This window comes from Cyanobium sp. N5-Cardenillas (assembly GCF_024345515.1).
In the GTDB taxonomy this organism is placed as follows: domain Bacteria; phylum Cyanobacteriota; class Cyanobacteriia; order PCC-6307; family Cyanobiaceae; genus Cyanobium.
Map to the genome: position 1 here is coordinate 1 of NZ_JAGQBG010000087.1, position 11,565 is coordinate 11,565.

11 protein-coding genes are annotated in these 11,565 nt (G+C 69.7%); 4 read left to right on the forward strand and 7 right to left on the reverse strand.

Annotated features, from left to right (window positions below; translation table 11 throughout):
- From KBZ04_RS08565 to KBZ04_RS08580, 4 genes are all read right to left on the reverse strand, one after another.
- A partial coding sequence (locus tag KBZ04_RS08565) for an ABC transporter transmembrane domain-containing protein (protein ID WP_254991532.1) occupies positions 1–715 on the reverse strand: 715 nt, incomplete at its 3' end.
- A 96-nt stretch (positions 716–811) separates the two neighbouring features.
- Positions 812–1,846, reverse strand: coding sequence for a glycosyltransferase (locus tag KBZ04_RS08570; protein ID WP_254991533.1), 1,035 nt, complete (start codon positions 1,844–1,846; stop codon positions 812–814).
- 40 nt (positions 1,847–1,886) lie between these two features.
- Positions 1,887–2,600: a heme oxygenase (biliverdin-producing) gene (locus KBZ04_RS08575; RefSeq protein ID WP_254991534.1), complete on the reverse strand. Its 714-nt coding sequence runs from the start codon at positions 2,598–2,600 to the stop codon at positions 1,887–1,889.
- A gap of 76 nt (positions 2,601–2,676) precedes the next feature.
- Positions 2,677–3,129: a hypothetical protein gene (locus tag KBZ04_RS08580; RefSeq protein WP_254991535.1), complete on the reverse strand. Its 453-nt coding sequence runs from the start codon at positions 3,127–3,129 to the stop codon at positions 2,677–2,679.
- A gap of 70 nt (positions 3,130–3,199) precedes the next feature.
- Between KBZ04_RS08580 and KBZ04_RS08585 the strand changes: the two genes are divergently transcribed.
- The 3 genes from KBZ04_RS08585 to KBZ04_RS08595 all read left to right on the forward strand — a co-directional run bounded on the left by KBZ04_RS08585 (position 3,200) and on the right by KBZ04_RS08595 (position 7,051).
- Positions 3,200–4,630 (forward strand): NADP-dependent isocitrate dehydrogenase, encoded by a 1,431-nt coding sequence (locus KBZ04_RS08585; RefSeq protein WP_254991536.1) that lies wholly within the window; start codon positions 3,200–3,202, stop codon positions 4,628–4,630.
- Between the two features lie 142 nt (positions 4,631–4,772).
- A complete protein-coding gene (locus KBZ04_RS08590; RefSeq protein WP_254991537.1) occupies positions 4,773–5,630 on the forward strand; it encodes an ATP-grasp fold amidoligase family protein in 858 nt (285 codons plus the stop codon).
- Positions 5,631–5,677: 47 nt separating this feature from the next.
- A complete protein-coding gene (locus KBZ04_RS08595; protein ID WP_254991538.1) occupies positions 5,678–7,051 on the forward strand; it encodes a (Fe-S)-binding protein in 1,374 nt (457 codons plus the stop codon).
- Here the strand turns inward: KBZ04_RS08595 and KBZ04_RS08600 are convergent.
- Positions 7,033–8,436, reverse strand: a complete 1,404-nt coding sequence (locus tag KBZ04_RS08600) for a four-carbon acid sugar kinase family protein (RefSeq protein ID WP_254991539.1) — start codon at positions 8,434–8,436, stop codon at positions 7,033–7,035. The two genes, KBZ04_RS08595 and KBZ04_RS08600, sit on opposite strands and share 19 nt — an antisense overlap.
- Before the next feature lie 17 nt (positions 8,437–8,453).
- Here KBZ04_RS08600 and KBZ04_RS08605 point away from each other — a divergent pair, with 17 nt between their 5' ends.
- The gene (locus KBZ04_RS08605; protein ID WP_254991540.1) at positions 8,454–9,668 is read left to right on the forward strand and encodes an FAD-binding oxidoreductase; all 1,215 of its coding nucleotides are present in this window, start codon (positions 8,454–8,456) and stop codon (positions 9,666–9,668) included.
- Here the strand turns inward: KBZ04_RS08605 and KBZ04_RS08610 are convergent.
- Together KBZ04_RS08610 and KBZ04_RS08615 are read right to left on the reverse strand one after the other, a co-directional pair.
- Positions 9,647–10,510, reverse strand: a complete 864-nt coding sequence (locus KBZ04_RS08610) for a galactose mutarotase (RefSeq protein ID WP_254991541.1) — start codon at positions 10,508–10,510, stop codon at positions 9,647–9,649. The two genes, KBZ04_RS08605 and KBZ04_RS08610, sit on opposite strands and share 22 nt — an antisense overlap.
- The coding region (locus KBZ04_RS08615; RefSeq protein WP_261351019.1) for an SGNH hydrolase domain-containing protein at positions 10,507–11,565 on the reverse strand (1,059 nt) is incomplete at its 5' end. The genes KBZ04_RS08615 and KBZ04_RS08610, both read right to left, overlap by 4 nt.

The following is an 11,565-nucleotide window of genomic DNA, read 5'->3' on the forward strand; positions in this document are numbered from 1 at the left end:
CCCGACCGGCCTGTTGATAATGGCGCTCAAAGTAGGGCTCGGAGCCTGTCAGTTGAACATCCAGAACCGTTCGCATCGATTCAGAAAGAATGGTATTGGTTCGCATCTCAAGCAGGATGCGCTGCCGTGCCGCAAAGCGCAGGAATGGGGTGATGGCGGTGGAGATCAGTAAATAACCGGCCAGGAGTCCAACAATCAACCCCACGGCCAGTAACTTGCCAACGAACAGCATGCCTGCAGAAAGCAGGGCGATCACGAAGACGCCACTGGCCAACTGGAGAAGGGGCAGCACCACAATGTCCGCGACGCGCGAGACGTTGATCAGTACCATTGAAGAGATATCTGACTTTGATTCGCTCAGAAAATAGACATAGGGCTGGGCGATCAGCTTGCGCTGGGCCATGTCGGAAAGATCACGCCAGATCGACGCCTTCAGCCGCAACTGGAAGGCCCGCAGCAGAAGCTTTGAAAGCGAAGAGAACCAGGCAGCCGAAACAAAGGCCAACACCAGCACCACCACCTTGATGCGCGGATCTTCCGGAACCACACCTTCCCAGGGGATGGACGGACGATTCTCACCGCCAACGACCACCGTGAACAGGCGGGCCACCAGAGCCACCACGACCAAGTCAGCGACACCGGCGAGAATCGCCAGGGGAATCAGCCGGATCAGCGCGCGCTTACGGCGCGTCGGCAACTGGGCCAGAAGCCGCACCAAACTCCTGAAGGTTTGGCTTTTGCGAAACATCTGGTCAGACTTTTGCGGAAATCGTACCCGTGCGCTCCGGATGGCCGCCCCGACGCCAGCCAGTCAGTTCAGTGATCGCCACATGGTCCAAAACCGTCGCCGCCACTGGTCGATCCGCAGGGCCAGCAGGGGGGGCGAACGCAGCGGCGGAGCCCCCTCCAGCAACAGGTGGCTCCAATGGGCGTCGATGGCCTCCAGGGCCGTGTGCCAGCGCTCCTGCAGCAGCGGCTCACTGCAGGCCTCCAGCAGGTTGGAGAGCCGCGCGGCTGGCGGCAGCCACGCCATCGGATCGGCCACCGCCGCCTGGATCCTGTCCAGGTCGTTCTCCAGGCTGCCGCAGCCGATCTGGTGGCCCACCACCCCGGGGTCGAGGCTGTCGGCCAGGGCGTGATTGAGGCTGCTGAACACCACGCAGCCGCAGGCCAGGGCCTCGAGCGGCGGCAGGCCGAACCCCTCGCTCACCCCCCGGCCGCGCCAGTAGTCGGCGGAGTCGTACAACACCACCGCCGCACTGTTGAACAGATCAACCAGATCGTCCACCCAGCCGCTCTGGACCTCCACCCGCAGCCCCCGGCGGCGCAGGGCCGGCACCAGGTGCTGCAGGACATAGCGGCTGCTCTTGCGTTGCTGGACGAGCACGTCGATGGGCCGTCCGCAGCCCAGGGGTGCCGCCCGGTTGCCCCGCTCCAGCCACTTGGGCTGGAGCGCATTGGGCACCAGGAACAGGGGGTTGCGGGGAGCCCGGTCGCCCCAGTAGCCGAGGGTGTTGCGGCTGACGGCCAACACCGGTACGCCAGGCGGCAGGGAGAACCCGTAGCCGCTGCTGTGGGCGTGGTAGGCCAGGGGCCTGCCCCGCAGTCGCCGCAGCAGGCGGGGCACATCAAACCCCCAGCTGACGATCCAGAGGGGGTCCCCGGGCGCCCGCTCCCGGGCCAGCAGATCATCCAGGAACGGGTGGTCGGGCTCCCGCTGCCGGTAGGTGACCACCTCGGTGGGGGTCAGCTGGGACGTCAGCCGTGCGGTCTGCAGTTCCACCAGCAGACCGCCGCCGCGAAAGCGGCCGGTGGTGCCGGGGAGCAGGAAACGGATCGGACGCACGCGGATCGGGGTGGCGGCGGCCGCCGAAGGCCCGGGAAACCTAGGCGGGCACGGCCTCGGTGCTGCCGGTGCGGCTGCGGCGGGTGAGGAAGCCGAAGAGCACCTTGCCGATCGCGGCCACCAGGTTGCCTTCCAGCTCCTGGAACATCTTCATGTTGCAGTGGAAGGCCTCGTTGGCCTCGGCCACGATCCGGTCGGCCATGGCCTGGTCGATGGGCAGGCTGTCGAGGGTGAGCCGGTAGGTGGCCTTGAAGGCCTTCTCATCGTCGATGGCGTCGAATTCGTAGAAGCGCAGGCCATCGTGCTCACCCAGATTCATCGCCTTCTGGGCAATGTTCTTGAGGATCTGGCCACCGGAGAGGTCGCCGATGTAGCGGGTGTAGTGGTGACCGACGAGCAGTTCGGGGCAGTCCCGGGCGACCTGGTGCAGGCGGGCCACGTACTCCTGGGCACCGGGGGTGGCTCGGATCTGCTGCCGCCAGTCGCCACCGAAGTAAAAGGCCAGATCCTGCTCCAGGGACTCGCGGCGGTTCAGGGCCGGTGAGGCGATCGGGCCGACGACCGGGTGGTCGGTCAGCTTGCCGATCTCCTCCTCCATGGCGCTGTAGACAAACCACAGGTCGGCCACCAGGGTGCGGTAGCTGGCCTTGTCGACGACTCCCTTGAGGAAACAGCTCACGAAACCGGTGTTCTCGGCCATCGTGTGGGCTTTCTTCGTTCCCTCACGGAGTTGGGAAGCAAGGGCGACGGGCATGGGATCGGAAGGCTGCGCGGGCAGAGGATCCAAGGTAGGTGGGGCCCTCTGGAGGAGACGGCAAGGTTGCGAAGGATTACGCGGCGTGGGTCCCACGGCCCGACACGTCGCCGAAGAGATCGAACAGCTCTCGGCAGATCAGCTGGAGCGCACTGACCACCTCCAGCGTGGGCAGATGGGAGCCCGAGGCCTGCCAGTCACCGACCGTGGCCAGGCGCCAGCGTTCCGACTCATAGGTGAGGCCCCGGATCAGCACCCCCAGCAACCGCGGCCGCTCGCCGGATCCCGCCGGGGCCCGCTCCAGCCGCAGCTGCACGAGCAGGGAACGGCACTGCAGGCGGGGACTCCAGCCGGGGAAGTGGAAGGACAGATCCAGGGTTTCCCGCTCATCGAAGGCCCGGGTGAGGGGGTCGTCGCGCCAGGGGGTGAGGTTGGCTCTGGCGGCGGGGAAATGCAGCCGGAAATGACCCACCACCGCTGCAATCGCGGCAGCCAGTTCCACCGATCGGGCCTGGTCGGCCGCATTCATGCCGTTTCCCCTGAGCAGAAAGCCAATGTGTCCGAAACCTAGGCTCAACGGCGCGTTCCGTGCCGACTCCATGGCCACATACGAGAAGCTCACCGTCCCAGCCAGCGGCACGGCCATCCGGTTCGAGGGCGGCCAGCCGATCGTTCCCAACGACCCGATCATTCCTTTCATCCGCGGCGATGGCACCGGCGTGGACATCTGGCCGGCCACCCAGCGGGTGCTGGATGCGGCGGTGGCCAAGGCCTATGGCGGCGAACGCCGCATCGAGTGGTTCAAGGTGTATGCGGGCGATGAAGCCTGCGAGCTCTACGGCACCTACCAGTACCTCCCCCAGGACACCCTGACGGCGATCGAGGAGTTCGGCGTGGCCATCAAGGGCCCCCTCACCACCCCGATCGGCGGCGGCATCCGCTCACTGAATGTGGCCCTGCGGCAGATCTTCGACCTTTACTGCTGTGTGCGGCCCTGCCGCTACTACGACGGCACCCCCAGCCCCCACAAGCGGCCCCAGGACCTGGATGTGGTGGTTTACCGGGAAAACACCGAAGACATCTACATGGGGATCGAATGGGAGGCCAGCGATCCGGTCTGCATCGAGCTGATCGCCCACCTCAACGACACGGTGATTCCCGCCAACGGCAAGCTGGGCAAGCGCCGCATCCCCGAGGGGGCCGGCATCGGCATCAAGCCGGTGAGCAAGGCCGGCACCCAGCGCCACGTGCGCAAGGCCATCCGCCACGCCCTGGGGCTGGAGGGCGCCAAGCGCCACGTGACCCTGGTGCACAAGGGCAACATCATGAAGTTCACCGAAGGGGCCTTCCGCGACTGGGGCTACGAGGTGGCCACCACGGAATTCCGTGACCAGTGCATCACCGAGCGGGAGAGCTGGATCCTGGGGAACCTGGAGGAGAAGCCAGGGCTGAGCATCGAGGACAACGCCCGGCTGATCGAACCTGGCTACGACAGCCTCACCCCTGAGAAAAAGGAGGCCGTCGATGCGGAGGTGGCCTCCGTGCTCGACGCCATCGGCGCCAGCCACGGCGACGGAAAGTGGAAGCGGATGGTGATGGTCGACGACCGCATCGCCGACAGTATTTTCCAGCAGATTCAGACCCGGCCCCAGGAGTATTCGGTCCTCTGCACCCTCAACCTCAACGGCGACTACATCTCGGATGCGGCAGCGGCGGTGGTGGGCGGTCTGGGCATGGCACCGGGGGCCAACATCGGCGACAACGCGGCGATTTTCGAGGCCACCCACGGCACCGCGCCCAAACACGCCGGCCTCGACCGGATCAACCCGGGATCGGTGATCCTCTCCGGCGTGATGATGCTCGAGTACATGGGCTGGCAGGAAGCGGCCGACCTGATCACCGCCGGGATCAGCGCCGCGATCGCCAACAAGGAGGTCACCTACGACCTGGCCCGGCTGATGGAACCCCGGGCCGAGTCCGTGAGCTGCTCGGGCTTCGCCGAGGCCGTGGTGCGCCACTTCGGGGGCTGATGCGGGCGGCAACATCACGGCCCAACCCCACGGCCAACGTCACGGCCAACGTCACGGCCACGCCGTAACGTCGCCTGCCTGGGGACCCGGGATGACAAGGATGCCGTCGTTGAGGGACTTGAAATCCCTGGCTGCGCGAAGGGTGATCCGACTGCTCCCCCAACGGGTGCAGTTGGCCACCCTTTACCGCCAGATCAATGGGGTCGCGCCGGATCTGCGCACTCCCCAGCTGCTGAGCGAAAGGATCCTGCATCGCATTTTCTTCGATCGCGATCCCCAGCTGCACACCTTCTGCGACAAGATCGCCGCCAAGCAGTGGATCGCGGGCCGGATCGGTCCGGATCGCACCCCGCGCACCCTGGCGGTCGCCGACAGCCTTGCGGCACTGAGAGCCCAGAGCCTGCCGGATCGCTGGATGCTCAAGGCCAGCCACGGGAGCGGCTGGTATCAGCTGGTGGAGTCCACGGCCGAAACCCTCAACACCACCGTGATCGAGCACACACAGAAGTGGTTGTGCACCGACTACGCCGACTCGTTCCAGGAATGGGGCTACCGGAACCTGCCGCGGCGGCTGCTGGCCGAGGAGCTCCTCAGCTGCGCTGGCAGGCAGTGCACCGAAATCAGTGCGTTCTGTTTCCGTGGCCAGGTCAGGGGGATCCGGGTCTACCGCCCGGGCTACGCCCGTTCCATCCTTCTCGCCGGCCAGCAGGACCGGCCCCGCACCAAGGAGTGCTTTCTCACTGAGGCCTTCCAACCCCTGCCGATCGTGCGCCCCCAGCACGACCATTGTCCCGAGCTTGGGACCGCTGACCCGCACCTGCTGGAGCCCTTTCTCGAGCTGGCCAGGGAGCTGTCCTCCACCACACCCTTCCTGCGGGTGGATGGCTACATCAGCGAAGGGGGCGTCCTGGTGGGGGAACTGACGCCCTACCCGGGGGCGGGCATCTGGCTGCGGATGCCGCGGCCGTGGGATGCCTGGTTCGGCGCCTTCTGGGACTGAACGGGCGCTGGCGTGGGGGACCCGGTCGTGCGATCAGAATGGCAGGCATGAGCCTTCCGTCCATCGCGGCCAGCGGGTCCCCGGGTGCCGAGGCGCCCGGCGCCGGCTTCATCGCCGCGGACCCCTGCGTCCACTGCGGCTTCTGCCTGCCCACCTGCGCCAGCTACCGGGTGCTGGCCACCGAGATGGACTCGCCCCGGGGGCGGATCCATGCCCTCAAGGCGATCGACGCCGGGGAGCTGGTGCTGGATGCCACGGTGGCGAAGCATTTCGACAGCTGCCTGGGCTGCTTCGCCTGCGTCACCGCCTGCCCGGCGGGGGTGCGCTACGACCAGTTGATCGAGACCATGCGACCGCGGCTGAACGCGCCCGAACTGCGCAGCCTGGCGCAGCGGGCCTTCCGGCGGCTGATCTTCGCCCTGCTCCCCTACCCCCCGCGGCTGCGGGCCCTGCTGGCGCCCCTGCGGGCCTACGCCGGCACGCCCCTGCAGGCCCTGGCACGCCGCAGCGGACTCACCCGGCTGTTCGGGCCCCAGGTCGCGGCGATGGAGAAGCTCCTGCCGCGGCTGCCGGAGCAGGCCTTCCGCGACGACTGGCCCGTGCTGGTACCGGCCCAGGGGCCACGCCGCCGCCGGGTCGGGCTGGTGCTGGGCTGCGTCCAGCGGGTGTTTGAGCCGGGTGTGAACGCCGCCGCCATCCGGGTGCTGGCCGCCAATGGCATCGAGGTGGTGATCCCCCCCGACCAGGGCTGCTGCGGCGCCATGACCCACCACCAGGGGGAACTGGACCAGACCCGGGAGCTGGCGTCCGCCCTGGTGGCCAGCTTCGAGGCGGTGATCGGCCCGGGGCGGGCGGCGGGGCCCGAACCTCTTGATGCCGTGCTGGTGGCCGCCTCGGGCTGCGGCCACACCATGAAGTCCTACGGGGAGATCCTCGGCACGCCCCATCCCCTGCTGGGCACGGTGGCCGACATCCAGGAATTCCTCGACGGGGTCGGGCTCAGCGACAGCTTTCAGGCGGGATTGCAGCCGCTCCCCCACGATGACGGCACGGCCGCCAGTGCGGAGCGCCCCCTGGAGATGGCCTACCACGATGCCTGCCACCAGCTGCACGGCCAGGGCCTGGCGGCCCAGCCCCGGCGCCTGCTGGGCCGGATCCCCCACGTGCGGATCCGCGAAGCCACCGAAGCCGGCGTCTGCTGCGGCAGTGCCGGCATCTACAACCTCGTCCAGCCGGAGGAAGCCGCCGAACTGGGCCGGATCAAGGCCACAGACCTGAGCGGCACCGGCGCCGAGCTGGCCGTGAGCGCCAACATCGGCTGCACGCTCCAGATCCGCCAGGCCCTGGAGGGGCAGGGACGGCCGCTGCCGGTGGTCCATCCGATCGAGCTGCTGGATCGCAGCTACGGCGGTCCGGCCTGAACCTCCATCCATCGCCAGGCCTCCCGCAGGGTGCCGTCGTCGCCCAGGTTGCCGGGCAAAGTGAGCACCGGCAGGGGCCCCTGATCGGTCTCCGAGGCCGCCAGCACCAGTGAGAGACCAGGCAGCAGCTGGCCCTGCAGCTCCACCTGCCCCAGCTCCAGCCCATCGGCCAGCAGGGTGTGGCTGGTGATCCCCCCCTTGCTGATCAGGTAGCCCAGGGCGGGGGCCAGGGCAGCGGCCAGCCGCGCCATCACCCCCGCCAGGGCCAGGCCCAGCGCCCGGCGCTCGCCGGCATGGCGGCAGCGGGCCTCGCCACGACTGGTGAACAGCACCGGGGTAAGGCCGCCGGCCAGCACGTCCGCCAACCGCTGCCCCCAGGCCAGCTCCAGGGAGGCCAGAAGCAAAGCGGGTTCCGGGCCCTCCAGCAGCCGCTGGACCTTGGCCACCTCCAGTTCCACCCCGACGCAACCGGGTTCGGCCAGCAACCGCTCCAGCTGGCGGTCGGCCAGGGGCACATGGGAGCCCACCAGCACCAGCCCCGGCAGGGGCCTGGGGCCGCGGCGGCGGCGCAGGGCCGCCAGGGCCGCCGGGGACAGCGGCTGGGGCGGCAGCGACGCCAGGGACTGGATCAGGCTGGCGGCGCTCTGGAACAGGAAGCGGCGCGGACGCCGATCGCCTTCTCCCGCCGCCAGGGAGCGCACCGCGGCGGCCAAGGCCGCCAGCTGCTCGGTGGAGGCCCCATCCACCGCCACGCAGCCATTGCCCTCCAGGCGCGCCAGGTGGCGGAGCAGGGGGGCACCGCCGGCGTCCAGCTCCCGCCAGCCGATGCGCTCCACGGCGGCGGCGGGGATGCGGCCGCCGCTCTTCTCCTCCACCCAGTCGGGCAGATAGCTGCTGGTGTAGCCGAACAGGCCATCGGAGGCGAACGGGCTCTCATGCACCGGCCGGCCGTGCAGGCGGTGCTCCCCATCGACGGTGGTGCGGCCCCCTTCGAGAAAGGCAGGCACCAGCAGGGTGGCATCGAAGGGGCCGAGCTCCTCGTTGATCACGTCCACCTCCAGGGGGAAGTGGCCCCGCAGGGTGGAATCGCCCCGGCTCACTATCAGCCAGCCGCTGATGCGGCCGGAGGCCAGCGCCTGGCCGAGGGCGGGCCGCAGGGCCCGGCAGATCTCCCTCACCCGCTCCGCCGCCGCCGCCGGCGCCAGGGCGCGGGTGTTGGCCAGCAGGAACAGCAGCGGCGACGGGTGGGCCAGGCCGGCGGCCAGGGTCCCGGCGTCCCAGCGCAGCAGCAGGGGACAGCCGTGCACGGTCTGGGAGCCGGTGGGATCGTCGTCAATGACGACGATCTTGAGATCGGGCCCGGAATCGACGGTCGCCTGCGCCATGGCACCATCGTGCCGTGATGCGACCTGAGCCCAGCGAGCTGCAGGAGCTGGTGCGGGACCTGCACCGGCAGGGTTCGGCCTGGCTGCCCGCGGGCCTGGGCAGCCGGCTCGACTGGGGGCCGCCCGTCCAGGGGCCCTGCACGGTGGTCAGCTGCGCCGCCCTGCGGGGCGTGCGGGAGTTCAACCCCGGCGACTTCACCATCACCGTGGCCGCTGGTACACCACTGGTGGAGGTGCAGGACATCCTTGGACACCAGGGCCAGTGGTTGTCCGTGGATGCCCCCTGGGGGGACAGGCAGGGCGCCGCCGCCGGCAGCGTCGGCGGCCTGGTGGCCCGGGGCCTGGCGGGCGGCTACCGCCAGCGCTACCTGGGCGTACGGGACCAGCTGATCGGCCTGGAGCTGATGCGGGCCGACGGGGTGACGGCCAGGGCCGGCGGCAAGGTAGTGAAGAACGTGGCCGGCTACGACCTGATGCGGCTGTTCACCGGCAGCTGGGGCTCCCTGGGCCTGATCACCGAGCTGACCCTGCGCACCCTGCCCCAGCCGCCCCTGCGCCGCAGTGTCTGCTTCCAGGGCGGGGCGGAGGATCTGGCCGGCCTCAGCCGCTGGCTGCTGGGGTCCAGCCTCAGCCCGGAGCGGATCGACTGGTGGAACGGCAGCCTCGCCGCCACCGCCGGCCTGGCCCCGGAGCCCTTGCTGCTGATCGGCCTGGCCAGCGTCGACGCCGCCACCCTCCAGGAACAGGTGCGCTGCCTGCAGGAGCGCAGCAGCCTGCCGGCCCGGGTACTGGACGCCGCCAGCACCGGCGCCTGGCTGGCCCTCGCCCGAGGAGGAGCAGGCGGCCCCGACACCAGCACCGCCACCGTTCCCGCCTGGCTGCTGCGGCTCGGCGTCAGCCCCGACCGGCTCGAGACCCTGATGCAGGCGCCGGACCTGGCCGGGCTGGCGGTGGACATGGCGGCCGGCAGCGGCCTGGGCCTGGCCTGGACAGGCCCGGATGAATCCCAACCTGCTGTGACCTCAGGTCAGGTGCTGGCGCTGCGCCGCCTCTGCGCCAAGCTGGGGGGACACCTCACCGTGCTGCGCCAGCCCCCGGGGGCCGGCCTGCCGGCCTGGCTGGATGCCCCCTCCCGGCCGCTGATCGAGGCGATCAAGAGCCGCTTCGATCCGGCCGGACAGCTGGCCCCGGGCCGCCTGGCCGGCGTTGCTCAGAGCCTCTCGACGCTGTAACGGCAACCCAGCTCGAGGGACTCCCCGGCGGGCACCAGCAGGCGCCGTTCCCCCGTGCTCAGGGCCCCCCGCGGCCCGCTCCAGGGCTCCAGGCAGAGCATGGGCCTGGGCGGGTCGCTCCACACCACCACCAGGTCCATCGGAGCGGCGGGATGCAGCGTCACCGCCCGGCCCGCCGCCGGATCCACCAGGCGCGCCGGGCCCTGGCCGGTGCAGAGGAAGTCCACCCCCTGCTCCAGCCGGGACAGCTGATCGGCGGTGCCTGCCGGCGCCATGGTGAGGTGGTCGAAGCAGTCCGCCGGCAGGCCTTCGAGCCGGACACGGGACAGGTCGGCGACGGCGATGTAGGGGTGCAGGCCCAGGCTGAAGGGAAGGGCCGCTGTGCCGGCCTCGCCCCGGTTGGTGATCCGGGCCGTGATCGCCAGGGCCGAGGGCTGCAGGCTCAGCTCCAGGTCGAGGGCGAAGGCGAAGGGGAAATGGGGGCGGCTTTCAGGACCGTCCTCGAGATGCAGGACCACCCCCTGTCCGTCCGCGAGGGGAGCGATCGACCAGGGCAGATCGCGGGCAAATCCGTGCTGGGCCAGCGGGAAGCTCCCCTGGGGCAGCACGAGCGCATCACCGGGCAGGTTGCCGCAGATGGGGAAGAGCACGGGGATCCCGCCCCGCACCGACTTGGTGGGGTCGGCGAAGCGCTCGGCGTCGAAGTAGAGGATCTCCTTTCCGCCGCAGCACCAGCCGGTGACCAGGCCGCCGCGCTCGGGGACGGCCGTGAGGGAATCGCCGCTGGCCGGGTCGGTGAAGCGCCACTGGGGGGAGGTCGCGGAGGGGGGTTGCAGGGTCATGGGGAGGGGGAGGCGGTGGGCCGGGGGCTGGTGAGGCCCTGCTGCTGCAGGAAGCGTTCGAACGGGGCGGCCAGGGAGCGGCTCCCCGACACGCTCAGGTGGTGGGAATCGGCGTAGAGCGGCGTGCCATCGGGGCGGCGGTAGACCACCCGGCCGCTGGCATCCACCAGGTTGGGGGTGGGATCGAACACATGCACATTGGGCAGGCCGGCGGCCACCTCGCCGAGCAGGGTCCGCAGGGTTGTCCGCATCCGGGCGGTGGTGGCGGCATCGCCGGCGCAACTGCTGCCGGCCGGATCCTGGCAGGCCACCGGCTCCCTGGCCAGAGAAGGGTTGTCGACCACCAGCACCAGCTGCAGGCCCCGGGCCGCCAGCCGCTCAGCGTAGGCCCGCATGCTGGCCACATGGGCCTGGCGCACTTCAGCGATGCGCAAGCGGCGATCGCCCAGGTAGGTGGGGGCGCCGTAGCCCCGGCCCTCGATGTCGTTGCTGGCCAGGTAGTTGTGCAGGAAACCCGACACCAGAACGATGTCACCGGGCCTGAGACGTTGCAGGGAGCGATCCATTTCCCCCGCGGAGAACTGGCGACAGGATTCGTAGCGCCCCTGCTGCCAGGTGACCGTGAGCTTGGGATCGATCAGGCAGGCACCCATGGCGGCGAAGGTGAGGCGCTGGCCGGTGCGGGCCGTCACCGCCTCCAGCATGGGCAGCAGGTGCTGGGCATGGGAATCGCCCAACAGGAAGATCTCCCGGGCGCCGGGAATGCCCGGCCGGTTGCACTTGTCGAAGTTCGGCCGGGTGGTGGCGTCGTAGGGCTTGCCACTGGCAACGGTGCAATCACTGGTGATGCCCGTGCCGGGGATCAGGGGATTGAGGGCATGGACCCGCTCACTGATCGGCACCGGATCCGCATCCACGCCCACAAACAACTTGCCGCGGAACTGGTGGTGCAGGGCATCGATGCCGATCCACAGGCCCCCCACCGCCAGCACCGCCAGACCCGTCTCCCACCACCACTGCAGCGGATAACGACGCACCGGCTGCTCCACCAGCCC